At 41.5% G+C, this 25,012-nt stretch carries 20 protein-coding genes; all 20 read left to right on the forward strand.

What is annotated here, in order from left to right; translation table 11 throughout:
* The 20 genes from infB to AC1ECF_RS04945 all read left to right on the forward strand — a co-directional run bounded on the left by infB (position 1) and on the right by AC1ECF_RS04945 (position 24,938).
* Positions 1 to 2,481: a translation initiation factor IF-2 gene (gene infB / locus AC1ECF_RS04850; protein ID WP_480388274.1), complete on the forward strand. Its 2,481-nt coding sequence runs from the start codon at positions 1 to 3 to the stop codon at positions 2,479 to 2,481.
* Positions 2,481 to 2,759 (forward strand): DUF503 domain-containing protein, encoded by a 279-nt coding sequence (locus AC1ECF_RS04855; protein ID WP_480388275.1) that lies wholly within the window; start codon positions 2,481 to 2,483, stop codon positions 2,757 to 2,759. Before infB ends, AC1ECF_RS04855 begins: the two co-directional genes overlap by 1 nt.
* A 17-nt stretch (positions 2,760 to 2,776) precedes the next feature.
* Positions 2,777 to 3,121 carry a 30S ribosome-binding factor RbfA gene (rbfA, locus tag AC1ECF_RS04860; protein ID WP_480388276.1) on the forward strand — a complete coding sequence of 115 codons (345 nt, stop codon included), beginning with the start codon at positions 2,777 to 2,779 and terminating at the stop codon, positions 3,119 to 3,121.
* 68 nt (positions 3,122 to 3,189) lie between these two features.
* The gene (gene truB / locus AC1ECF_RS04865; RefSeq protein ID WP_480388277.1) at positions 3,190 to 4,104 is read left to right on the forward strand and encodes a tRNA pseudouridine(55) synthase TruB; all 915 of its coding nucleotides are present in this window, start codon (positions 3,190 to 3,192) and stop codon (positions 4,102 to 4,104) included.
* A 1-nt stretch (position 4,105) separates the two neighbouring features.
* Positions 4,106 to 5,047, forward strand: a complete 942-nt coding sequence (gene ribF, locus AC1ECF_RS04870; RefSeq protein ID WP_480388278.1) for a riboflavin biosynthesis protein RibF — start codon at positions 4,106 to 4,108, stop codon at positions 5,045 to 5,047.
* A gap of 132 nt (positions 5,048 to 5,179) precedes the next feature.
* Entirely contained in the window at positions 5,180 to 5,449 is a 270-nt protein-coding gene (gene rpsO / locus AC1ECF_RS04875; protein ID WP_480388279.1) for a 30S ribosomal protein S15, read from the forward strand.
* A gap of 213 nt (positions 5,450 to 5,662) precedes the next feature.
* The gene (gene pnp, locus AC1ECF_RS04880; RefSeq protein ID WP_480388280.1) at positions 5,663 to 7,780 is read left to right on the forward strand and encodes a polyribonucleotide nucleotidyltransferase; all 2,118 of its coding nucleotides are present in this window, start codon (positions 5,663 to 5,665) and stop codon (positions 7,778 to 7,780) included.
* A 1,037-nt stretch (positions 7,781 to 8,817) separates the two neighbouring features.
* Entirely contained in the window at positions 8,818 to 10,053 is a 1,236-nt protein-coding gene (locus AC1ECF_RS04885; RefSeq protein ID WP_480388281.1) for a M16 family metallopeptidase, read from the forward strand.
* Positions 10,054 to 10,218: 165 nt separating this feature from the next.
* Positions 10,219 to 10,488 carry a YlmC/YmxH family sporulation protein gene (locus AC1ECF_RS04890; RefSeq protein ID WP_480388282.1) on the forward strand — a complete coding sequence of 90 codons (270 nt, stop codon included), beginning with the start codon at positions 10,219 to 10,221 and terminating at the stop codon, positions 10,486 to 10,488.
* The gene (locus AC1ECF_RS04895) at positions 10,485 to 11,264 is read left to right on the forward strand and encodes an NAD(P)-dependent oxidoreductase (protein ID WP_480388283.1); all 780 of its coding nucleotides are present in this window, start codon (positions 10,485 to 10,487) and stop codon (positions 11,262 to 11,264) included. Before AC1ECF_RS04890 ends, AC1ECF_RS04895 begins: the two co-directional genes overlap by 4 nt.
* Before the next feature lie 13 nt (positions 11,265 to 11,277).
* On the forward strand, positions 11,278 to 11,862 hold the full coding sequence (locus AC1ECF_RS04900) for a dipicolinate synthase subunit B (RefSeq protein ID WP_480388284.1): 585 nt from the start codon (positions 11,278 to 11,280) through the stop codon (positions 11,860 to 11,862).
* An 87-nt stretch (positions 11,863 to 11,949) separates the two neighbouring features.
* Positions 11,950 to 12,996 (forward strand): aspartate-semialdehyde dehydrogenase, encoded by a 1,047-nt coding sequence (locus AC1ECF_RS04905; protein WP_480388285.1) that lies wholly within the window; start codon positions 11,950 to 11,952, stop codon positions 12,994 to 12,996.
* Positions 12,997 to 12,998: 2 nt separating this feature from the next.
* Positions 12,999 to 13,883 (forward strand): 4-hydroxy-tetrahydrodipicolinate synthase, encoded by an 885-nt coding sequence (dapA, locus tag AC1ECF_RS04910; protein WP_480388286.1) that lies wholly within the window; start codon positions 12,999 to 13,001, stop codon positions 13,881 to 13,883.
* 191 nt (positions 13,884 to 14,074) lie between these two features.
* On the forward strand, positions 14,075 to 15,742 hold the full coding sequence (locus AC1ECF_RS04915) for a ribonuclease J (RefSeq protein WP_480388287.1): 1,668 nt from the start codon (positions 14,075 to 14,077) through the stop codon (positions 15,740 to 15,742).
* A 1,053-nt stretch (positions 15,743 to 16,795) separates the two neighbouring features.
* Positions 16,796 to 19,093 (forward strand): FtsK/SpoIIIE family DNA translocase, encoded by a 2,298-nt coding sequence (locus AC1ECF_RS04920; RefSeq protein WP_480388288.1) that lies wholly within the window; start codon positions 16,796 to 16,798, stop codon positions 19,091 to 19,093.
* Positions 19,094 to 19,300: 207 nt separating this feature from the next.
* Complete coding sequence (locus AC1ECF_RS04925; RefSeq protein WP_480388289.1) at positions 19,301 to 20,029, forward strand: GntR family transcriptional regulator; 729 nt, start codon at positions 19,301 to 19,303, stop codon at positions 20,027 to 20,029.
* Between the two features lie 44 nt (positions 20,030 to 20,073).
* Positions 20,074 to 21,153 (forward strand): BMP family lipoprotein, encoded by a 1,080-nt coding sequence (locus AC1ECF_RS04930; protein WP_480388290.1) that lies wholly within the window; start codon positions 20,074 to 20,076, stop codon positions 21,151 to 21,153.
* Positions 21,154 to 21,396: 243 nt separating this feature from the next.
* The gene (locus AC1ECF_RS04935) at positions 21,397 to 22,917 is read left to right on the forward strand and encodes an ABC transporter ATP-binding protein (protein WP_480388291.1); all 1,521 of its coding nucleotides are present in this window, start codon (positions 21,397 to 21,399) and stop codon (positions 22,915 to 22,917) included.
* A 13-nt stretch (positions 22,918 to 22,930) separates the two neighbouring features.
* On the forward strand, positions 22,931 to 23,977 hold the full coding sequence (locus AC1ECF_RS04940; protein WP_480388292.1) for an ABC transporter permease: 1,047 nt from the start codon (positions 22,931 to 22,933) through the stop codon (positions 23,975 to 23,977).
* 1 nt (position 23,978) lies between these two features.
* Positions 23,979 to 24,938: an ABC transporter permease gene (locus AC1ECF_RS04945; protein WP_480388293.1), complete on the forward strand. Its 960-nt coding sequence runs from the start codon at positions 23,979 to 23,981 to the stop codon at positions 24,936 to 24,938.
* Positions 24,939 to 25,012 lie beyond the last annotated feature (74 nt).

Here is a 25,012-nt window from a genome sequence, read left to right on the forward strand (position 1 = left end):
ATGACTAAAATCAGAGTTCATGAATACGCGAAACAAATTAATAAATCAAGTAAAGAAGTAATTGAGCAATTAGGAAAATTAAACATTTCCGTTACGAATCATATGTCTACGCTAGAAGGAGATGCTGTTAGTAAACTAGATGGCATTTACAAGAAAGCATCGAATACACCGAATAACAATAGACCATCGAATCAGTCGAATCCAGCTTCTTCTGGATCAAACGAGCAAAAACAAGGTTCTACTAGCAGCCAAGGTAGTCAAAGCCGTCCAGCAGGTCAAGGACAAAACAGACCAGCAGGCCAAGGTAGTCAAAACCGTCCAGCAGGTCAAGGACAAAACAGACCATCCGGCCAAGGTAGTCAAAACCGTCCAACAGGTCAAGGACAAAACAGACCATCCGGCCAAGGTGGTCAAAGTCGTCCAGCAGGTCAAGGACAAAACAGACCATCCGGCCAAGGTGGTCAAAACCGTCCAGCAGGCCAAGGACAAAGCAGACCATCCGGCCAAGGTGGTCAAAACCGTCCGGCAGGTCAAGGACAAAACAGACCATCCGGCCAAGGTGGTCAAAATCGTCCGGCAGGTCAAGGGCAAAACAGATCTGGCGGTCAAGGACAAAACCGTCCAGGTGGTCAAAATCAAAATAGACCAGGAGGACGTCCGCATAAGCGTAGAAAAGGGCCTACGACTCCTGTACAGCCACCAGTTCCACGTAAGGAAAGAGAATTACCAGCAAAGATTACGTTTACAGAATCTTTAACTGTGACAGAGCTAGCGAAAAAGCTAGGAAGAGAGCCTTCAGAAATTATCAAAAAGCTTTTCTTACTTGGTGTAATGGCAACTATCAACCAAGAGCTTGATAAGGATGCAATTGAGCTAATCTGTGCAGATTATGGAGTAGAGGTAGAAGAGGAAATCAGAGTAGATATCACTGATTTGGAAACACACTTCGAATCTACAGAAGAAAAAGCAGAGGATTTAAAAGAGCGTCCACCAGTGGTAACAATCATGGGACACGTTGATCATGGGAAAACAACGCTTCTTGACTCTATCAGAAATACAAAGGTAACTGCTGGTGAAGCTGGCGGGATTACGCAGCATATCGGTGCTTATCAAGTTGTCGAAAATGGGAAAAAGATTACGTTCCTTGATACACCTGGACACGCAGCATTTACTACGATGCGTGCTCGTGGTGCAAAAATCACGGACCTAACAATCCTTGTAGTAGCAGCTGATGATGGAGTAATGCCTCAAACGGTTGAAGCGATTAACCATGCGAAGGCAGCAGAGGTTCCAATTATTGTTGCTGTAAACAAAATGGATAAACCATCCGCAAATCCTGATCGTGTCATGCAAGAGCTTACCGAGCATGGACTAGTACCAGAGGATTGGGGTGGAGACACAATCTTCGTACCAATCTCCGCTTTAAAAGGTGACGGTATCGATAATCTTTTAGAAATGGTATTACTTGTTGCAGAAGTAGCTGAGCTGAAAGCAAATCCAAAACGACTTGCATTAGGGACAGTTATCGAGGCACAGCTTGATAAAGGAAGAGGATCTGTTGCAACACTATTAGTGCAAGATGGTACATTAAAAGTAGGAGACCCAATCGTTGTAGGTCATACTTTTGGTCGCGTCCGTGCAATGGTCAATGACTTAGGAAGACGTGTGAAAGAGGCTGGTCCTTCTACGCCTGTAGAAATTACTGGATTAAGTGATGTTCCACAAGCTGGAGACCGTTTTGTTGTCTTTGAAGATGAGAAAACTGCTCGTCAGGTTGGAGAATCTCGTGCTTCTCAAGCACAAGTGAACCAACGCTCAGAAAAAACTCGTGTAACCCTTGATAACCTGTTTGATCAAATGAAACAAGGGGAAATGAAAGAACTAAACCTAATTGTGAAAGCAGACGTTCAAGGTACTGTTGAAGCAATGGCTGCCTCTCTCATGAAAATTGAGGTAGAGGGTGTAAACGTTCGTATCATTCACACAGGTGCTGGTGGAATTACCGAATCTGATATTTCCCTAGCTGCAGCTTCTAATGCAATCGTTATCGGATTTAACGTTCGACCTGACGTAAATGCAAAACGTGCTGCTGAGCAAGAGGGTGTAGATATCCGTCTTCACCGCGTTATCTATAAGGTTATTGAAGAAATTGAATCAGCGATGAAAGGACTTCTTGATCCAGAATTTGAAGAAAAAATTATTGGGCAAGCAGAAGTTCGCGAAACATTCAAGGTTTCTAAAGTTGGTACAATTGCAGGATCTTATGTGACAGAGGGTAAAATCTCTAGAGACAGTGGTGTTCGTGTAATTCGTGACGGCATCGTTATCTTTGAAGGAGAATTAGATACACTTAAACGCTTCAAGGATGATGCGAAGGAAGTTGCCAAAGGCTATGAATGTGGTATTACCATTAAAAACTTTAATGATGTAAAAGAAAATGACATTATTGAGGCATATATTATGGAAGAAATCAAAAGATAATGATAATCTATGCAGAATGTGAATTTATCATCCCCACTGCACATTCTTTGAAGGAAAAGCGAGCAGTTCTTCAGCGTATGCTTACAAGAACGAAGCAAAAATTCAATGTTTCCATTTCTGAGCTTGACCACCAGGACGTTTGGCAGCGAACTTGTATCGGTATCGTTGCCATCGCTTCTGATAAGCTAGCAGCGGAGCGGGAGATACAGCATGCCATCCGGTACCTGGAATCAAACCCAGAGTGGGAATGCATGGAAATAAAAAAAGAATATTTATAATAAATGAGGTGTAGCAAATGTCAATGCGTGCTAACCGAGTTGCCGAGCAAATGAAAAAAGAGCTAGGTGAAATTATTGGACGAAAATTAAAGGATCCTCGTATCGGCTTCGTAACGGTTACAGATGTTGCAGTAACTGGTGACCTACAGAAAGCAACTATTTATGTTACCGTGCTTAACGGTAGTAAAGCTGATACGTTGAAAGCTTTAGAAAAAGCAAAGGGCTTTATTCGTTCCGAAATAGGACAACGTATTCGATTACGTGTCACACCTGAGCTGCATTTTGAATTTGATGAGTCAGCGGAATATGGGAATCGAATCGATAACCTACTTAGACAAATCAAGCAACCATCTGAAGATTAAAAATGAACAAGAAGTCTGCTTTCATCTAATAAGCAGACTTCTTTGTTGTATTAAATGGAGTGAAAACTATGTACGAAGGAATACTTCCATTATGGAAGGAAAAAGGGATGACCTCCCATGATTGTGTTTTCAAGCTTCGAAAAATCCTCAAAATGAAAAGAATTGGACACACTGGAACACTAGATCCTGCTGTGGAAGGGGTTCTTCCGATTTGTCTTGGACAAGCAACGAAAGTATCTGAGTATGTCATGGACGAAGGAAAAACATACATTGCCACCATAGCAATTGGACGTTCGACAACAACGGAAGATGCAGAAGGCGAGACAGTGGATCTAGACAGCTCCCCGAAATCTTTCACACGAGAGCAGATCCTCGTTGTTTTACAGCAGCTTACAGGTGAAATTGAGCAGACTCCTCCTATGTACTCCGCGGTAAAGGTCAACGGTAAAAAGCTATATGAATATGCACGTGAGGGGAAAGAAGTAGAAAGACCAACTCGACGAGTAACCATCTATCAACTAGAGCTTCTAGAGGAGGTTGACTCATTCCAAGGGGAAGAGGTCCGTTTCCAAATTCGAATTGACTGCAGTAAGGGAACCTATATCCGCACACTTTCCGTGCAAATTGGTGAACTGCTGGGGTTCCCGGCACATATGGCATCCTTGGTTCGTACCGCATCTGGCAGCTTTCGTCAGGAGCAATGTCTAACACTTGCACAAGTAGAAGAAGTTGCTAATAAAGGCAGCCTAGACGGTTTTATTCAGCCAATCAGCAAGGCATTAGGGAAATGGCCAACTCTGGAAATAAATGAAGAGAACGCAAAAGGAATCTCCAATGGTCAGGTGCTACCAATGCATGAACTGCTAAACGAGCATGAGAAACTTGTGTATACACACGCTGGCAAGCCAAAAGCAGTTTATATCAAACACCCATCGAAAAGTGGTATGATGAAGCCAGAGAAAATGTTTTCAGAAGGAGATTAATATGAAAGTCTATCATTTATCTTATCCTAATCATTTATATGAGGAAAATGAGGCATATTCGTTGGCAATCGGCTTTTTCGATGGTGTTCATAAGGGACATCGTGCAGTAATTCAGGAGGCGAAGGAGAAAGGGGAAGCGCTAGGCATCAAAACAGCGGTCATGACCTTTGATCCTCACCCTTCTATCGTATTAGGAGGTCGAAGAGAGGAAGTATTTTACATTACTCCTCTAGAACAGAAACTTGATATTCTAAAAGAGTTAGAAATAGACGCAGTATTTGTTGTACGCTTTACTTCAGATTTTGCCAAGCTTTCTCCTGCTCAGTTCATCCAGGCTTTTATTAAAGAAGCGAATGTGAAGCATGTTACAGCAGGCTTTGATTTTACCTTCGGTGCTTTTGGTAAAGGCACAATGAAGGAAATGGAGGAGCTTTCTGAAGGGGCCTATACTGTTTCTGTTGTAGGGAAGAAGGAGCAAGATGGCGATAAAATTAGCTCTACGAGAATACGAGCGGCTCTAAAGGCTGGAGAGATGGAAGAGGTACAAGCACTGCTCGGTAGGCCTTTCATGGTGTCTGGTATTGTAGTACATGGAGATAAGAGAGGAAGAACGATCCAATTTCCTACTGCAAACGTTCAGCCGAAAGAAGGACAATTTATTCCTGCCACCGGCGTATACGTGGTAAGGTTCTATGTCCAAGAAAAATGGTATGAGGGAGTATGTAATGTTGGCTACAAGCCTACTTTTACAGACCCAAATGAAAAAAAGCTTTCCATTGAAGTACATATCATTGATTTTGACCAAAATATCTACGGAGAAGAAGTTTCTATCCACTGGTATAAAAGGTTAAGAGAAGAGAAAAAGTTTAATGGGATTGAGGAGCTGAAAGCACAGCTGGTAAAGGATAAGGCTGCTGCTATTGCTTACTTTCAACAACACTAAAAGGTTGCTTCTCGTGACCTGATGTGCTATTCTTTATAAGTACAAATATGTATGAACCTTTCCTTGGCTTTTTCGATTCTCCAACGAATTGCTCAGGAAACGGGGATCATTAGAAACTAGGAGGAAACAAACATGGCAATTACACAAGAACGCAAAAACGAATTAATCGCTGAGTACAGAACTCACGAAAGCGATACAGGATCTGCAGAAATTCAAATCGCAATCCTTACTGAAGAGATCAACTCTTTAAACGAACATTTACGTACGCACAAGAAAGACCATCATTCACGTCGTGGTTTATTCAAAATGGTTGGACGTCGTCGTAACTTGTTAAAATACTTACGTGAAAATGATGTTCAACGTTACCGTGAGCTAATTGCAAAACTTGGTTTACGTCGATAAGCGAGACTTTAGAAAGCGGGATTTTTCCCGCTTTTTCTATTGGTATAATCCTTGTTGTTTTTTGGGAACAGTATATATAGAAATCATTTGCAGGTTTTAACAAAATATTTCGCATAGTTTCGTTATTTTTGATACACTACTTATGATACATATAACCTTTTATATGCCCTTTTATTTGAAGGAGTTTTAGAAGTTGAGAGGAGTACCAGGCAAATGAGTGAAAAGAAAGTATTTACGTATGAATGGGCTGGCCGTCCGCTACAAATAGAAGTCGGACAGCTTGCGAAGCAAGCAAATGGAGCAGTAATGGTAAGATACGGAGACACTAGCGTATTATCTGTTGCAACTGCTTCTAAACAGCCAAAAAATCTTGATTTCTTTCCATTGACAGTAAATTATGAAGAGAAATTATATGCAGTAGGGAAAATCCCTGGTGGATTTATCAAGCGTGAGGGTCGTCCTTCAGAGCGAGCTATTTTAACAAGCCGTCTAATTGACCGTCCAATCCGTCCACTTTTTCCGGATGGATTCCGTAACGAGGTACAAGTTATTTCTATCGTTATGTCCGTTGATCAAAACTGCTCATCCGAGATGGCGGCAATGCTTGGCTCATCTTTGGCATTATCTATTTCAGATATCCCATTTGATGGTCCAATCGCAGGCGTTCAAGTCGGTTTGATTGGTGACGAATTTATTATCAATCCAACAGTTGAACAAATGGAGAAAAGCACATTAGATCTTACTGTGGCAGGAACAAAAGATGCGATCAACATGGTGGAAGCTGGAGCGAAAGAAGTTTCAGAGGAAGTCGTGCTTGAGGCTATTATGTATGGCCACGAAGAAATTAAAAAATTAATCGAGTTCCAAGAAAAAGTTGTTGCTGAGGTTGGTAAAGAGAAAAAGGATATTCCTTTATTCGAATTAGACAAAGACCTTTTTGAAGAGGTTAGTCAAATGTGCGAAACTCAATTGGTACAAGCTATCCAGGTGCAAGAGAAGCATGCACGTGAGGATGCAATTACGGTAGTAAAAGAAGAAGTAATTGCTCATTACACAGAAAAAGAAGCAGAAGAAGATACGTTAAAACAAGTTCGTGATATTCTAGATGCTTTAGTAAAAGCGGAAGTACGTCGTTTGATTACAGAGGAAAAAGTGCGTCCTGATGGTCGTGGCGTTGCAGAAATTCGCCCACTTTCATCCGAAGTAGGAATCCTTCAACGTACACACGGCTCTGGTTTATTCACACGTGGTCAAACACAAGCATTAAGTATTTGTACATTAGGACCACTAGGCGATGTGCAAATCATCGACGGCTTAGGAATCGAAGAATCCAAGCGCTTTATGCACCACTACAATTTCCCTCAATTCAGTGTAGGGGAAACTGGACCGATTCGTGCTCCAGGACGTCGTGAAATCGGACATGGTGCACTTGGAGAGCGTGCTTTAGAGGCTGTTATTCCAGACGAAAAGGATTTCCCATACACAATGCGTTTAGTAGCGGAAGTGTTAGAGTCTAACGGTTCTACTTCTCAAGCAAGTATCTGTGCATCCACTTTAGCGATGATGGATGCTGGGGTTCCAATTAAGGCGCCAGTAGCAGGTATCGCAATGGGGCTTGTGAAAAAAGGCGAGCACTACACAATTTTAACGGATATTCAAGGCATGGAAGACCATCTTGGAGATATGGACTTTAAAGTAGCAGGTACATCTAAAGGGATCACTGCACTTCAAATGGATATCAAAATTGATGGGCTATCTAAGCAAATCCTAGAGGAAGCATTAGAGCAAGCGAAAATTGGCCGTATGCAGATTTTAGATAGCATGCTAGCTACAATCAGCGAGCCACGTGAACGCTTATCTAAATATGCTCCAAAAATCGCAATGATCAAAATCAACCCAGATAAAATCCGTGACGTTATCGGACCTGGTGGTAAGCAAATCAATAAAATCATTGATGAAACCGGCGTAAAAATCGATACAGAGCAGGACGGCACTATTTATATTGCTTCTGCAGATGAAGAGATGATTGCCCGTGCAAAACAAATCATTGAAGACATCGTTCGCGTAGCGCAAGTAGGCGAATACTACCTAGGAAAAGTAAAACGTATTGAAAAATTCGGTGCTTTCTTAGAAATCTTCAACGGCAAAGACGGTCTCCTACACATTTCCGAAATCCAAGAGGAACGTACGAAAAACGTAGAGGACGTCCTAAAAATCGGGGACGAGCTATTGGTAAAAGTAATCGAAATCGACAACCAAGGCCGCGTCAACCTATCCCGCAAGGTAGTTCTCAAAGAAGAAAAAGAACGTGCCGAGCAAAAAGATCAATAAGCAACTGCCCGCAGCATTGGAGCTGCGGGTTTTTTGTTGGAAAACGCAGGGACTCTCCTATGGAGTATCAGCTGTACGAGGAAAGAGATGGGGGAAACTGGTTCTGCTTATTAAGATACCAGTAGAGCTACCGTATCGTGGGCTGGAACTGGAGTCACTACCGCACGATAGAAGTCTCGTATCGAGCGATAGAACCGCAGAATCGCGCGATAGCTAGAGCATCGCACGATAGAATGCCGGAATCGCTCGATAGGAAGTCACTACCGTTCGATAGAAGTCTCGTATCGCACGATAGCTAGAGCATCGCACGATAGAATGCCGGAATCGCTTGATAGGAAGTCACTACCGCTCGATAGAAGTCTCGTACCGCGCGATAGAACCGCAGAATCGCGCGATAGCTAGAGCATCGCTCGATAGAATGCCGGAATCGCTTGATAGGAAGTCACTACCGCTCGATAGAACCGCAGAATCGCTTGATAGGAAGTCACTACCGCTCGATAGAAGTCTCGTATCGCACGATAGAACCGCAGAATCGCGCGATAGCTAGAGCATCGCACGATAGAATGCCGTTATCGCTCGATAGGAAGTCACTACCGCTCGATAGAAGTCTCGTACCGCGCGATAGAACCGCAGAATCGCACGATAGCTAAAGCATCGCACGATAGAATGCCCGGAATCGCTCGATAGGAAGCCACTACCGCTCGATAGAAGTCTCGTATCGCACGATAGAACCGCAGAATCGCACGATAGCTAGAGCATCGCACGATAGAATGCCGTTATCGCTCAATAGGAAGTCACTACCGCTCGATAGAAGTCTCGTACCGCGCGATAGAACCGCCGAACCGAGCACTAGCCCCCCAGAATCGCTCAGTAGCCACCTTAACCAAGCAATACCCCACTCCTTCTCTCCATCTCCGAGCTAATCTTTTCATTTTTTGGAACAGAAGCATTAAAATAAATAGGTAAATCCAAGCGAGTGAAAGCATATGGAGTTATGCTATGATAGGAAAATAGGAAAAGTAGATAGAGGTGTTAGATTGATACAAACAATTACTTGTCAAAATGGACTTCGTATTGTCCATGAAAAGATGCCACATATACGGTCGGTTGCAGTTGGGATTTGGGTAGAGGCCGGGTCAAGGTATGAGTTGCCAGAGGAAAATGGCCTTACGCACTTTATTGAGCATATGCTGTTTAAGGGCACGGAAACCCGTACGGCCAAACAAATTGCCGAGGAGTTTGACCGAATTGGTGGCAATATTAATGCCTTCACTTCGAAGGAGAACACTTGCTATTACGTGAAGGTGCTAGATCATCATGCGAAGTTAGCTGTAGAGATACTAGCGGATATGTTTTTTCATTCTCAGTTTGACGCAGAGGAAATGGAGAAGGAAAAGCAGGTCGTGCTAGAGGAAATTAAAATGGTGGAGGATACGCCGGACGATATTATTCACGAGTATCTTTGGGAGGAAATGTATAAGGGCGATCCACTAGGTCTTCCGATTCTTGGGACGGAGGAAACGCTTCACTCCTTTACGAAGGAGATGATCCTTTCTTACATGGAAAAGCATTATACACCGGAGAATGTCGTCATATCAGTGGCAGGGAATATACCGGACGGACTGCTCGGGTATATTCAGGAGTTGTTTGGTAGCTTTACAAGAAGAGGACAGCAAAAGACTGCTATTACGACACCGACTTTACAGCCTATTTATACAGAGGCGACTCGAGATACAGAGCAGGCGCATCTTTGCTTGGCTTACCCTGGTATCGGGGTTAAGGCAGACAATATTTATAGCCTAGTGGTGTTAAATAGTATACTCGGTGGGAATATGTCTTCCAGATTGTTTCAAGAGATACGAGAGGATAAAGGATTAGCGTACTCCATTTATTCTTATCATTCCTCCTATGAGGACACAGGTGCATTAGTTATTTATGGGGCAACCTCTAGTAATCAATTAGAAGAGTTGCAGCAATGCATTCATCACTCCATTTCCTCCATATTAGAAAAAGGCTTTACTGCTACGGAAGTAACCAATGCAAAGGAGCAGCTTAAGGGCAATTTATTGCTAGGGCTGGAGAGCTCTAACTCCCGAATGAGTAGAAATGGAAAGAATGAGCTGGTATTTGGGAAGCACCGCACATTAGATGAAGTAAGTGACACGATAGATGAAGTAACATTCGATTCTGTCATGGAACTTGCGAAAGAGATGTTCCAGCATAAGCCGGCGGTTTCGGTTATTTTACCAAAACATGAGGAAAGACCTGCATAAACGAATTTACCAAATAGGAGCACTTATGATTCAAAGCATGATTTGAATCATAGGTGCTTTCTTATTTTATTGGCTAATTAGGCAATAGTACGATTTCTATTTTATATTCACTTTGTCTTTGAAAATGGCATATACATAAGTAGAGATATTGAAGGAGGGAATAGATTGTTACTGACAGAGCTTGCGGAAAAGGAACTGATTAAGGTAAAGGACGGCTCAAGATACGGAAAGATGGCGGACACGGAATTAGTTTTCAATCCTGCCACAGGGAAGATTGAAGGGTTTGAGGTGTTTCAACGAACAGCTTCCTTTTTCCAGTCTAATAAAACAGCTAGAAAAGAATTCATTGCATGGGAAGAAATAATTCTGATTGGTAAGGATCGTATTCTTTTCAACGAGTCCGATACAGCAGGAGATTTGAGTGTGCATATATGAAGAAGATGGCGATTATAGGAACTGATAAGCGTCTCATTACTTTACAAGAGGCAGTGGGAAAACATTTAGATGCATGCCTATTTTCCACCATGATTTGGTCAAGGGGGCTGCAAGAACAGCTAGAGGAGCTTCAGCCAGATATTATCTTTTTACCCATTCAGCAACTAAAAACTGAGACACCGATATATTTTCCTGAGTCTTGTAAAACTCTCTTTGTTGGGAAAAAGTATAAGGAAATCAAAGACGAATTAAACAAGGATGGCCGTCAGATACATTTTTATCTGGAGGATGAGGAATGGATTTGGGATAATGCCAACTTAACAGCAGAAGGATTTATTCATTATTTTTATTTAAATGAAAAGCAGGCTATCTACAATAAAGAATTCATCATTACTGGATATGGAAGGGTAGGAAAGAGGCTAGCCTTTGCACTTCATCATCTAGGTGCAAAAGTCATCATTTCGGTGCGCTCTGAGCATCAATTATATGAAGCAAAAAGCTATGGGTTTCAATTTGAGACACTTGACCGGTTGATGGAGAAGGGGGAGCAGAGGGACACTTATCTTATTAACACGATTCCGTCAAGATGGCTTTCCAGCATTCAAGCACAAGCATTTCAAGCGGTATTCGATTTGGCGTCTAATCCGGGCTGTCTGTTAGAAACAGAAAAAATCCCTCCTAACTATCATCTCACTACTAGTCTACCAGGTATGTATTTTCCAAAGGATGCAGGGCAGTTAATTGCCAGGGCTGTTTTAAAGCATCTGGCTCTTTAGAGGAGGAAACATTGTGTTAGAAGGTCTTCGTATTGGTCTTGGAATCACCGCTTCTCATTGTACGTATGAAGAAGTGATTCCGATGATCAAGCAATTTACGGATGTGGGTGCTACGGTAGTGCCTATCATCACGTACTCAGTATTAACCGCTGCCACAAGATTTGGAACAGGTGAGGAATGGGTGGAGAAAATAGAGGCGGCTAGTGGCAGCAAAGTAGTATCCTCTATTGTGGAGGCTGAGCCATTCGGTCCCTCCAACCCACTCGACTGTATGGTGATTGCCCCGATGACGGGAAATTCCATTAGCAAGCTGGCGAATGCGCAAACCGATTCCCCTGTTTTAATGGCAGCAAAAGCAACATTGCGTAACGGAAAACCGGTAGTCATCGGTATCTCTACAAACGATGCACTGGGATTAAATGGAATGAATATTATGAAGCTGCTATCCACGAAAAACATTTACTTTATCCCTTTTGGGCAAGACAATCCGTATAACAAGCCAAACTCATTAATCGCAGACTTTACGCAGCTTCGTGCTACGGTTGAACAAGCAATTCAACAGAAACAGCTACAGCCTCTTTTAATTAGCTACAAGTGATAAATATTAAATAGTGTGTATTTTCATGTAATTGTATGTTACAATATCGCCAATATGTGTTAATTAGAGAGAGAGGAGAACTGTAGTATGTCCCAAAAATATACAACTGCTGTAGTTGGAGCAACAGGTGCTGTAGGTCAAAAGATTATCGAAAAACTTGTGGAAAGAAATTTTCCCTATGGAGAATTAAAGCTATTAGCTTCTAAGAATTCCGCAGGTAAGCAAATAGACATTAATGGGGTAACCTATACAATAGAAGAAGCAGTACCAGAAGCATTTGAGGGTGTAAATATTGCATTTTTCTCCGCAGGGGGAGCTATTTCCAAAGCGTTAGCAAAGGAAGCGAGCAGCAGGGGGGCTGTGGTGATTGATAATACAAGCGCCTTCCGTATGGATCCAGATGTTCCATTAGTGGTGCCTGAGGTAAACAAACATGCACTGCATGAGCATAATGGGATTATCGCAAACCCTAATTGCTCTACCATCCAAATGGTGTGTGCACTTGAACCAATTAGACAAACAGTTGGGTTAAATAAAGTCATTGTTTCCACCTATCAAGCAGTATCTGGTGCAGGAGCAGCTGCGATTCAGGAACTTACACAACAAAGTGAAAAGATAGCAGAGAAGAATCCGATTCCTGAGATTTTGCCAGTTAAGAGTGCAGAGATGCATTACCCAATCGCTGGAAATGTCATCCCGCAAATTGATGTATTTACAGAGGATGGCTTTACGTTTGAAGAGCATAAAATGATGAACGAGACGAAAAAAATAATGACCTTACCAAATCTTGAGATTGCAGCAACCTGTGTGCGAGTCCCTGTTATCACTGGTCACTCGGAATCTGTTTATATTGAAATAGATAAAGAGGGTGTTACAGTCGCTGAGATGAAACAGCTTCTTTCAACAGCTCCAGGAGTGACGGTACAGGATTCGCCAGCAAAGCAAGAATATCCAATGCCGTTTTTTGTAGAGGACGAGGATGATGTGTTTGTGGGGCGTATTCGGAAGGATCTTTCAAATGATCGAGGCTTCCATATGTGGATTGTTTCAGACAATCTACTGAAGGGAGCGGCACTTAACTCTATCCAAATTGCAGAGGCAATGATAGAGGAAGGTTTACTAAAAGAGGTGTAAGCATGAATATTGGTAAAATTTCCACAGCTATGGTAACTCCCTTTTCTGCTAATGGGAGCATTGATTTCGAAGCAACAGAACAACTGATTGAACACCTATTAAGCACTGGCTCTGATTCTCTCGTAGTAAGTGGTACTACAGGAGAATCTCCAACTCTCTCTACGGCAGAAAAACTTCAGCTCATCAAATTCGTCGTGGAAAAAGTAAAGAACCGAGTTCCAGTAATCGCAGGAACGGGGAGCAATAACACAGCAGCTACTATCGAGCTATCAAAGAAAGCAGAGGCTCTTGGGGTAGATGCCTTAATGATTGTGACCCCTTATTATAATAAGCCAAACCAGCGAGGGATGATTGCTCATTTCACTGCTGTTGCAGAGGCTACCACGTTACCTATAGTTGTCTATAATATACCTGGTCGGTCTGTCGTAAACTTGGAAGCCGAATCCATGATTGAGTTAAGCAAAATTCCTTCTATTCAAATTGCCAAGGAAGCTAGTGGCAATCTGGATCAGATGACAAAGATTCTAGCCGAAACTAGAGAGGACTTCCTCGTCTATAGCGGGGATGACGGCTTAACTCTCCCTCTATTGGCTATTGGAGGAGCAGGTGTAATCTCGGTTGCGTCACATGTCATCGGGGAGGATATGCAACAGATGATTCAGGCCTTTGAAGCAGGCGAGCATCAGAAGGCTGCAACGATTCACCAACGCACGCTTTCGGTTATCAAAGCGTTATTCAAGCATCCAAATCCAGTAGTAGTGAAATATGCACTTTCCAAGGTTGGCCTCGAAGTCGGCCCATTAAGACTACCATTAGTTGATATGACTCCTACGGAAAAAGAAGAATTTGATGCTATCTGGGAGCAATATCTTCAATTAAAGAAATAAAGTGGAGAAAGTTATTCTGCGACTAGAAAGTGTAGCCCGAGTCGTCACGCCGACTAGGGCTGCACTCTTTCTTTATACATAGCAAACTTAAAATTCCATCGTTCAACTAATTTTATTTGTATGAATCGTATGCGTACATTATAATGAAAATTAGTGGATGTTGGTCGGGTTAACAATTAGGAGGAAAACAATTGGTTAAAGTAAAAAATGAAACAATTCGTATTATCCCGCTCGGTGGCGTGGGGGAAATAGGAAAAGCAATGTATGTAGTGGAGATAGACGATGAAATCTTTGTCGTGGATAGTGGACTTATGTTCCCCGAAAATGAAATGCTGGGCATAGATATCGTCATCCCTGAGGTAACTTATTTAGAGGAAAACAAGGACCGAGTAAAGGGAATCTTTTTGACACATGGACACGAAGATGCAATCGGCTCTATCGCTTACCTTTTACAGAAAATTCAAGCGCCTGTTTATGGCTCTAAGCTTACGATTGCTTTAGCAAAAACGCATTTGAAAGCAATGCCTACAAAGCATTCGGTAAAATATTTTGAAGTAACAAATAAAAGCAGAATGAACTTCCAAAACACCCATGTGACATTCTTCCATACAACGCATAGCATTCCTGATTCTTTGGGAATCGTTTTCCATACATCAGAAGGTGCGATCGTTCATACGGGAGAATTTAAATTCGATCAGTCGGCGAAGGGGAAATATCGTCCAGACATCGCAAAAATAGCAGGGCTTGGTGAAGAGGGTGTATTTATCCTTCTCTCTGATTCCACGGAAGCTGAAAGACCAGGGCACACAACTTCAGAAGCAGTTATCGAAAACCAGTTATCAGAAACATTCCACGCTGCTAAAGGTCGTATCCTTGTATCTTTATATGCTTCAAACTTTATTCGTATTCAGCAGGTGTTGGATAAAGCAGCCGAAACAGGAAAAAAAGTCGCAATCGTTGGAAAAAGTCTAGAAAACATCTTTGCAATCGGGCTTGATCTAGGGTATTTTACCGTGGAAGAGGATACAATTATTTCCGTCAAGGAAATATCCAAGTATGAGGATCATGAAATAGTAGTGATTGTATCTGGTAATCAAGGAGAGCCATTAGAGGCTTTAGAGAAGATGGTACGCAAGCATCATAAGGATATCAAAATTAAAGATACAGATACTGTTTTAATTACATTTACACCATCTCCAGGCATGGAGGTTGGAATGTTCCAAACGATGAATCAAATCGCAAAAGCTGGTGCCAAGGTGCTAACTTCTAGCAAAAATGTCCACGTTTCTGGGCACGGAAGCCAAGAGGATCTAAAAATGATGTTAAACCTGACAAGACCAAGATATTTCATCCCAATTCAAGGGGAATATCGTATGCTAATGGCACACTCCAAGCTGGCACAAGACCTAGGTATGTCCAAATCCGAGATTTTCATTGCGGATAAAGGAGACATCGTAGAGTGGAAAAACGGCAAAATGCGAATGAGCGGTCGTGTACAAGCAGGCAATATTTTAATAGATGGAATCGGGGTAGGGGATGTAGGAAACATCGTTCTTCGTGACCGTAAGCTCCTTTCGCAGGATGGTATCTTTATCGTGGTCGTGACACTAAACAGAGCACAGAAGAAAATTGCCTCTGGTCCCGAAATCCTGTCTCGCGGTTTCGTTTACGTAAGAGAATCCGAGGAATTAATGGACGAATCTTCCAAACTAGTACGAAACATTGTGGAAAAATACGTAAATAAGGAAACGTTCGAATGGACAAACATCAAGCAAGAAATCCGTGACACGTTAAATTCTTATTTATACCAAAAAACCAAACGACGTCCAATGATCATTCCAATTATTATGGAATACTAAAAATAAGTATTAAAGGATTTCCTTTCGCTGGCGGGAGGAAATCCTTTTTTCAATGGAAGCCAATTTAGATATTCCACAGTTGTATTTACAAAAGAGTGCGGCTTATTGTGCGGAATAAAATGGAAAAAATAAAGATTATTTTCTTCAGTGAGTGATAAAATAGGGATAAACAGGAAATACTTGTAGAAACATTTATCAATTTATTGTCCGGGATACTGAATATCTATGAGGTTGCGCCATATTTACCATGACCAGAATCGTTCGTTTCGATAAAATGAAATAAGGTGCTACTTCAACATACGAAAGTAACGCCAAACGAGATATCGAACCGAGAGTAACATTGGTCTATCCGAGAGTAACTACCGGCCGAATGAGAGTAAAGAAAAGGCCAACCTGAAAATAGCACCTTGACGAATACCATGTGGACCTGGCCATGCCCTTCCACCATTTTGAATGAGAGTAAAGTCAGGTTATCCGAGAGTAACGACCGGTCGAACGAAAGTAAATCGGCTGAATGAGAGTAAAAGTCGGTTGAATGAGAGTAACGGTGGGCCGACCGAGAATAAACCTACTCTAAGTGAGAATAAATCCTTGCCAAGTGAGAGTAAAGTAAAGATCACCACGAAGACAGCACCTTGACGAATACCAAGTGGACCTGGCCATGCTCTTCCACCATTTTGAATGAGAGTAAACTCAGGCTAACCAAGAGTAACTAATGGTCGAACGAGAGTAAACGGGCCGAATGAGAGTAAAAGGTGGCTGAACGAGAGTAACGAAGCGCCGAACGAGAATAAATGGCGGTCGACTGAGAGTAACGGCGTGCTATCTGAGAATAAAGCATAGCGGGATATCGAAATGAGAATAAAATAGCTCTATCTGAGAGTAACTATCGGTCGAATGAGAGTAAAACCGGTTTATCCGAGAGTAACGGCGCCCGGTCCGAGAATAAATCCCAGCCGACCGAGAGTAACTACCGGTCGAACGAGAGTAAACCCCCCTCTTATCTGAGAGGCTATAAATAGTTTAGATAATAATGAAAAGTAGGTGAGGCAAATGGCCAAAAAGAAAAAGAAGAAACAATCAAAGAAGAAATCGAAAAAGGGTCTTCATCCTTTGATGTATGAAATTATCGGTCTGCTAATTATTGTAATAGCGATCATTTCCTTTTTTGAATATGGATTAGTAGGACAGGCATTTGCATATGTCGGCTATTTTCTATTTGGAAATTGGCATATTGCGATTCCGCTATTAATGATAGCTTATGCGCTTATTGTCATGATTAACCAAACCTTTCCGAAGTGGAATAATCGACTCCTTTTAGGAAGTGGCTTTATTCTGGGGAGCTTGCTGCTGTTTAGCCATCTGGCGTTATTTGAGCAGTTATTTCAAGGAAATGGGTTAGTTACCAATTCGGTGCTGCGAGAAAGCTATCGTGTGCTGGTGGACAGCGGCGGTATTACGAATCAGACAAGCTCTTTAGGGGGCGGAATGGTAGGGGCAATTCTGTTTGCGGCGTTTCATGTTTTATTTGATGCGTCCGGAACCAAGGTTATTAGCTGGTTTCTGCTGTTCATCGGTATCTTGCTGATTACGGGAAAGGCGTTAGTTCCTTTCTTAGTGGAGAAGTATCCAAAATTGCTAGAGGAAATAAAACAGTTATTTACACGTGAAAAACGAGTGAAGCCTGAAAAAGCAGACGTGAAGGAATCCAGAAGAGCATCAAGACGTAGTAAACGAGAGGCTATTCAAGAAGAAGCGGTGACTGCCCTAGAGCCAACTAATTCAGTAGAGCAAGTGGTGGAGCAGGAGCCTGAATCTCCAATTATCTCTGCATTCACGGAGCGAATCTCGAAAAAAGAAGAGGAAGAAGTCCATGCAGAGCCATTACATATCCCCATGGATCAAGAAGCAGTGGAAAACGTTGATTACCAATTGCCGAGCATCAATTTGTTGGATGCTCCCACACATAATGATCAAAGTGGAGAATTAAATGCCATCCAAGCGAATGCGAAAAAGCTGGAACAAACCTTCTTGAGTTTTGGCGTTAAGGCAAAGGTGACACAGGTTCACCTAGGTCCGGCTGTAACGAAGTACGAGGTGCTTCCGGATGTAGGGGTAAAGGTAAGTAGAATTGTGAGCTTGCACGATGACTTGGCTTTAGCACTTGCAGCTCGGGACATTCGAATTGAAGCCCCGATTCCTGGTAAGTCGGCTGTTGGTATTGAGGTACCTAACAAAGAGGTGGCAGTTGTTAGTCTTCGAGAAGTACTAGAATCGAAGGAGAATAATAAGCCGAATAAAAAGCTGCTGATCGGATTTGGACGAGATGTTACCGGTCAAGCGGTATTAGCCGAGCTTAACAAAATGCCCCATCTATTAGTCGCTGGTTCTACTGGTAGTGGGAAAAGTGTGTGCATCAATGGGATAATTACAAGCATTATGATGCGTGCAAAGCCACATGAAGTAAAAATGATGATGATTGACCCGAAAATGGTAGAGCTTAATGTGTATAATGGTATCCCACATTTGCTTGCTCCTGTAGTGACGGATCCACGTAAGGCCTCTCAGGCGCTAAAAAAGATTGTGTCTGAAATGGAAAGAAGATATGATCTTTTCTCCCATACAGGTACCCGTAACATCCAAGGTTATAATGAGCATATTGAAAAATGGAATGAAGAAAATGAAGAAAAGCATCCGAAGCTTCCATTTATCGTAGTAATCGTGGATGAGCTTGCAGACTTGATGATGGTAGCCTCTAGTGACGTGGAGGATTCTATCACGAGAATTGCGCAAATGGCACGTGCGGCAGGTATCCATCTAATTATTGCGACACAAAGACCAAGTGTAGATGTTATTACCGGAATTATTAAAGCAAATATTCCGTCCCGAATATCTTTTGCTGTCTCCTCTGCCGTTGACTCCAGAACGATTCTGGACATGGGCGGGGCAGAAAAGCTGCTTGGTAGAGGAGATATGTTGTTCCTTCCAGCAGGCAGCTCTAAGCCGGTTAGGGTGCAAGGAGCATATCTCTCAGATGCAGAGGTAGAACGCGTTGTAGATTTTGTCATTGAACAGCAAAAGGCTAATTATCAAGAGGAAATGATACCGGATGAAGTAGAGGAAACACAAGGGAATATTGATGTAGATGATCTTTTTGATGATGCAGTTCAGCTAGTAACAGAGATGCAGACGGCTTCTGTTTCTATGCTACAACGTAGATTCCGTATCGGCTATTCAAGAGCTGCGAGAATTATTGATCAGCTCGAGCTGGCGGGAATAGTAGGACCTTATGAGGGAAGTAAACCGAGACAGGTACTTACGGCTAGACATGACTTGAATCAAGATACCTAATAATGCCACCACATTAACTATATAATGTGACATATTAATTATATATTATGTCTAATATATTACATTCTCTTAAAATTTGTGTGAAATAATTTAATATATTCTAAAATAAAGTATTTATTTCTAACATTAAAAGTGATATAGTATGACTGATTAGTAGGAAAGTTTTACATCTGAGGTCTGACCTCTTCGTAATGGTGGTGTTTTAAAATGACAATTAAATTAGACCATCGGCATTTATATCTCCAAGTGATTGATCATATCAAACAAGATATTGAGCTAGGAAAATATAAGGAGAAGGAAAAGCTTCCTTCCGAATTTGACCTTGCAAAGTCACTTGGAGTTAGTCGTGCGACATTAAGAGAAGCTCTTCGCGTACTAGAGGAAGACAATGTGATTGTGAGAAGACACGGTGTAGGTACTTTTGTAAATACAAAGCCTGTATTTTCATCGGGAATCGAACAACTTACAAGTATTTCCTCTATGATTCGAAATGCAGGGATGGAGCCTGGGACTATTTATTTAAGTTCCATGCAAGTAGCAGCGTGTGAAGAGGATATTAAGCGTTTTCATTGTACAGAGGATGTGGATATCATCTCCATGGAGCGTGTTCGAACAGCAAATGGGGAACCGCTTGTGTACTGTGTAGACAAGGTTCCGAAAATATATTTGCCGGAAGATTTCTTAACTCGTGAAGAAGGCTCTATATTTAATACTTTAGAAGAATCGGGAGACATTCGTATATCGCATGCGGTAGCCTATATTGATCCAGTGGGATATCATGAGGTTGCTTCACCGATACTTAATTGTGAGCCTGAGACTTCACTGCTAATTTTAAAACAACTTCATTACGATGAGATGGATCGAGTTGTACTATATTCGAAAAACTTTTTTCGGGCTGACAAGTTTAACTTTCATGTAGTGCGCAAAAGAGTGTAGTAGTGTTCCTGCTAAGAAGAGAAAAATTATGGGGGGTTTTCAAGTTGACAAAACGCAAATATGGTTTAGGTTTATCACTTGTTTTAGCTGCAGGTACTATCCTAGGAGCTTGTGGGACAAACGATGAGGATGCTAAAACAGATGAAGGCACTGGCACTGGTTCTGGTAAAGAGGCAGCAGACATTTCTATCGCAATGGTAACAGACGTTGGTGGAATAGATGACAAATCTTTCAACCAATTAGCTTGGGAAGGTATTGAAGCATTTGGGGAAGAATATGGTCTATCAAAAGGTGATGGTGGCTACGACTACCTTCAGTCTAACTCTAACGCTGATTTCAATAACAATTTAAATAACTTAATTCGCCGTGACTTTGATATTGTTTACGGAATTGGAATGTTATTGGAAGAACCAATCAAAACTATTGCTAAGCAACAACCTGACGCTCAATTAGCAATCATTGACGCTGTTGTAGATGCTCCAAACGTTGCATCAGTAATGTTTAAAGAGCATGAAGGTTCATTCCTAGCAGGTGTTGCTGCTGCTCTAATGACTGAAACTGATAAAGTTGGTTTTGTTGGCGGTATGGAAATTGAAGTAATTGAGCGCTTCGAAGCAGGATTCATTGAAGGTGTTAAAGCAGTAGACCCTAATATTAAAGTAGACGTTCAATATACTGGTAAATTTGATGACGCTGCACTTGGTAAAACAACTGCAAACCGTATGTATTCTTCAGGAGTAGACATTATCTTCCACGCAGCTGGTGGTACTGGTAACGGAGTATTTGCTGAAGCAAAAGAACGTAAAACTAAAGACGCTAATGCAAACGTATGGGTAATCGGAGTTGACTCTGACCAATATGAAGAGGGCGCTGTAGGTGACACTAACGTCACTCTAACTTCTATGCAAAAACGTGTAGATGTAGCTGTACAAAACATTGCGAAAGAAACAATGGAAGGAAACTTCCCAGGTGGAACTACAACTACTTATGGTTTAGCTGAAGGTGGAGTTGTACTTGCTGATTCTCGCGGGGCTATCCCACAAGAAGTTCTTGATCAAGTAAACGAGTTCGCTGACAAAATTATCGCTGGCGACATCGTTGTTCCTGAAACAGTAGAAAAATAAGTTTCTTTTTGTCATAAAGACCGAGTCATTCGGTCTTTATGATATTTTAAATTAATAGAAGAAAGATTTTAAATATTTCCTCTGATTGATTTCCGTCAGTTTAGTAGTTTCGAATACTTATAATTTTAAAGAGTGATAGACAGATAGACATAACCGTTTCTACCACTAGGTACGGAAACAGCATGGTAAATGATAAAGTCTTTCCTGTATTAATTTAGCTTGAGTAAAGTAAGGAGTGAAACCATGGAGTATGTAATAGAGATGCTTGGCATTCGAAAGGAATTTGGTTCCTTTGTTGCAAATGATAATATTACCCTGCAACTTAAAAAAGGAGAAATCCATGCTCTTCTAGGAGAGAATGGTGCAGGTAAATCTACTTTAATGAACGTTCTATTTGGTCTTTACCAACCAGAGGCCGGTGAAATTAAGGTAAATGGTAAATCAGTAAAAATAACGGACCCGAACGTAGCGAACGATCTAGGTATAGGAATGGTTCATCAGCATTTTATGCTTGTTGAGAACTTTACCGTAACAGAAAATATCATTCTAGGTAGTGAGCCTACTAAACTAGGAACGATTAATATTAAGGATTCTGCAAAAAAGATTGCGGAACTTTCTGAGACGTACGGTCTGAATGTTGATCCATATGCGAAAATAGAAGATATTTCTGTAGGAATGCAGCAACGTGTTGAAATTTTGAAAACGCTTTATCGTGGTGCTGACATCTTGATTTTTGACGAGCCAACAGCTTCCTTAACTCCGCAAGAAATTAGTGAGCTGATTCAGATTATGAAGCGCTTAATAAAAGAAGGAAAGTCTATTATTCTTATTACCCATAAGCTGAAAGAGATTATGGATGTATCTGATCGTGTGACGATTATTCGAAAAGGAAAAGGAATCGGTACTGTCATTACTGCAGAAACGAATCCAAATGAGCTAGCTTCTTTAATGGTAGGACGTCAGGTAGAGTTCAAAACGGTTAAAGGGGAAGCGAAGCCAAAGCAAGAAGCGTTGGTTGTAAAGGATTTAGTAGTTACCGATTTCCGTGGAGTAGAAAAAGTAAAAGGCTTGAATTTATCTGTTCGTAAAGGAGAAATCCTTGGTATTGCAGGTATCGATGGAAACGGTCAAAGTGAGCTGATAGAAGCGATCACTGGTCTACGTAAAGTGAAGAGTGGAACAGTTTCCTTGAATGGGAAAGACATCACGAACAAAAAGCCACGTAAGATTACGGAGGCTGGAATTGGGCATATTCCACAGGATCGTCATAAGCATGGTCTTGTTCTTGATTTCCCAATTGGTCATAATATTGCACTACAAACTTATTATCAAGAGCCTATTTCGAAAAAAGGGTTTATGAATTATAACAAAGTTTCAGAGCTTGCTCAAAAAGTGATAAAAGACTACGACGTACGAACTCAAGGAGAACATACACCTGCTCGTGCATTATCTGGTGGTAACCAACAAAAGGCTATCATTGGGCGTGAAGTAGAGCGTGATCCAGATTTACTTATTGCAGCATTGCCTACTCGTGGACTAGATGTTGGGGCTATCGAATTTATTCACCATCGTTTGATTGAGCAACGAGATAAAGGAAAAGCGGTATTACTACTATCCTTTGAGCTTGATGAAGTAATGAATGTTTCAGATAGAATTGCAGTTATATATGATGGCCAGATTGTAGACACATTATATCCGAAGGAAACAACAGAGCAAGAGCTCGGATTATTAATGGCTGGTCAAAATAAGAGAGAGAAGAAATAGGGGGAAATAACAAATGTCGAATAGATTAATCAATATACTTGTCCCTGTTATTTCTGTAATTCTTGGCTTACTTGTTGGAGCCGTAATTATGTTGGTTAGTGGCTATGACCCTATTGCTGGGTATGCAGCTCTTTGGGAAGGTATTTTTGGAGACGCGTATAGATTAGGAGAAACGGTCCGTCAGATTACTCCGTACATACTAGCTGGTCTTGCGGTAGCATTCGCATTCCGTACCGGTCTATTTAATATAGGGGTAGAGGGTCAGTTAATTGTTGGGTGGTTTGCAGCTGCATATGTAGGAATTGCATTTGATCTTCCAATGTATATTCACCTACCATTAGCAATCATTGCAGCAGCGGTAGCGGGTGGACTTTGGGCTTTCATTCCTGGTCTGCTTAAAGCTAAATTACAGGTGCACGAAGTAATTGTAACGATAATGATGAACTACATTGCTTTACATATAACAAATGCTTTAATCAAGTCTTTAGCTGATGGCGGTGACACGACAGAAAGAATTCATCCATCCGCATCTTTACAATCAGCATTCTTTGAAAGTATTACAGATTATTCCCGTTTGCATTATGGAATTTTCATCGCATTAGCGATGGTTCTAGTTATGTGGTTTATACTTGAAAAAACGACACTTGGATATGAATTAAAGGCAGTAGGATTTAATAAGCATGCTTCAGAGTATGCAGGTATGAATGTTAGTAAGAACATTATTCTTTCCATGGTTATCTCAGGTGCTTTTGCAGGTTTAGCTGGGGCTGTGGAAGCACTAGGTACTTTTCAAAATGTCAGCATGAAGAGTGCTTTTACAGGAATTGGGTTTGATGGTATTGCTGTAGCATTACTAGGTGCTAATACGCCGCTTGGAGTAATATTTGGTGCTACATTATTTGGTTCCTTAAAGTATGGGGCTTCAAACATGCCTAATGCTGCAGGCGTTCCAATAGAGATTGTATCAATTGTAATTGGTATTATCATTTTCTTTGTGGCTTCAGGATATATTATTCGCTACTTCCTTGAAAAGGCAAACAAGAAAAAGGAGGCGAAATAATATGAGCTTTTTAGAAGTCTTATATTTCATAGTTCCCGCTGCCATATTCTACGCTGCTCCACTAGTATTTACTGCAATTGGTGGAGTGTTCTCCGAACGTTCTGGTGTAGTAAACATTGGGCTAGAAGGACTCATGGTGATGGGTGCTTTTGTCGGGATTGTTTTCAACCTTACATTTGTGGATACATTTGGGGCTTCTACCCCATTCGTAGCGCTAATCGCAGCAATGCTAGTTTCAGGGTTATTCTCTGTAATGCATGCGGTTGCCTCTATTTCCTTCAGAGCGGATCAAACCATCTCTGGGGTTGCGATTAACATGCTTGGTATAGCAATAGCGTTATTCTCTGTAAAAATGATTTACGGTAAAGGGCAAACAGATTATATTCAAGAGCGTTTTATTCGCTTTGATATTCCATTCTTAGAGAACATTCCATTCCTTGGGCCGATGCTATTTAAGGATGTATACTGGACATCCATTTTAGCCTTCGCTGTTGCTATCATTGCTTGGTTTGTTATTTATAAAACACCATTCGGTTTACGCCTTCGTGCGGTTGGGGAACACCCAATGGCAGCAGATACAATGGGTGTCAATGTCACAAAAATGCGCTATATAGCAGTAATACTTTCTGGTATGCTTGCAGGTATCGGTGGAGCAGCTTATTCTCAAGCTATTTCAGCAGAATTCTCTCATACGACAATCAATGGACAAGGGTTCATGGCACTTGCGGCAATGATCTTCGGTAAATGGCATCCACTAGGTGCATTAGGAGCTGCCTTATTCTTTGGATTAGCACAAGCTTTAAGTATTGTAGGGGGACAAATTCCATATATTGAGAAAGTTCCGAGCTACGTATTGTATATCCTTCCATATGCGCTTACGATTTTAGCGGTGGCTGGATTTATTGGAAAAGCTTACGCACCAAAAGCAAGTGGTATTCCTTATATCAAAGGAAAACGTTAATCATATTTGATAATTAGCTAAAAGGGACCGATTCGTTGGTCCCTTTTTATTTGTGCTGATATAATTAGAAGATG

Source organism: Psychrobacillus sp. Z3-81, assembly GCF_056620325.1.

What these genes read in the sequence shown, in the direction of transcription:
- infB (WP_480388274.1), top strand. Translation starts at nt 1, where the DNA reads ATGACTAAAATCAGAGTTCATGAATACGCGAAACAAATTAATAAATCA.
- AC1ECF_RS04855 (WP_480388275.1), top strand. Translation starts at nt 2,481, where the DNA reads ATGATAATCTATGCAGAATGTGAATTTATCATCCCCACTGCACATTCT.
- rbfA (WP_480388276.1), top strand. Translation starts at nt 2,777, where the DNA reads ATGTCAATGCGTGCTAACCGAGTTGCCGAGCAAATGAAAAAAGAGCTA.
- truB (WP_480388277.1), top strand. Translation starts at nt 3,190, where the DNA reads ATGTACGAAGGAATACTTCCATTATGGAAGGAAAAAGGGATGACCTCC.
- ribF (WP_480388278.1), top strand. Translation starts at nt 4,106, where the DNA reads ATGAAAGTCTATCATTTATCTTATCCTAATCATTTATATGAGGAAAAT.
- rpsO (WP_480388279.1), top strand. Translation starts at nt 5,180, where the DNA reads ATGGCAATTACACAAGAACGCAAAAACGAATTAATCGCTGAGTACAGA.
- pnp (WP_480388280.1), top strand. Translation starts at nt 5,663, where the DNA reads ATGAGTGAAAAGAAAGTATTTACGTATGAATGGGCTGGCCGTCCGCTA.
- AC1ECF_RS04895 (WP_480388283.1), top strand. Translation starts at nt 10,485, where the DNA reads ATGAAGAAGATGGCGATTATAGGAACTGATAAGCGTCTCATTACTTTA.
- AC1ECF_RS04905 (WP_480388285.1), top strand. Translation starts at nt 11,950, where the DNA reads ATGTCCCAAAAATATACAACTGCTGTAGTTGGAGCAACAGGTGCTGTA.
- dapA (WP_480388286.1), top strand. Translation starts at nt 12,999, where the DNA reads ATGAATATTGGTAAAATTTCCACAGCTATGGTAACTCCCTTTTCTGCT.
- AC1ECF_RS04920 (WP_480388288.1), top strand. Translation starts at nt 16,796, where the DNA reads ATGGCCAAAAAGAAAAAGAAGAAACAATCAAAGAAGAAATCGAAAAAG.
- AC1ECF_RS04925 (WP_480388289.1), top strand. Translation starts at nt 19,301, where the DNA reads ATGACAATTAAATTAGACCATCGGCATTTATATCTCCAAGTGATTGAT.
- AC1ECF_RS04935 (WP_480388291.1), top strand. Translation starts at nt 21,397, where the DNA reads ATGGAGTATGTAATAGAGATGCTTGGCATTCGAAAGGAATTTGGTTCC.
- AC1ECF_RS04940 (WP_480388292.1), top strand. Translation starts at nt 22,931, where the DNA reads ATGTCGAATAGATTAATCAATATACTTGTCCCTGTTATTTCTGTAATT.
- AC1ECF_RS04945 (WP_480388293.1), top strand. Translation starts at nt 23,979, where the DNA reads ATGAGCTTTTTAGAAGTCTTATATTTCATAGTTCCCGCTGCCATATTC.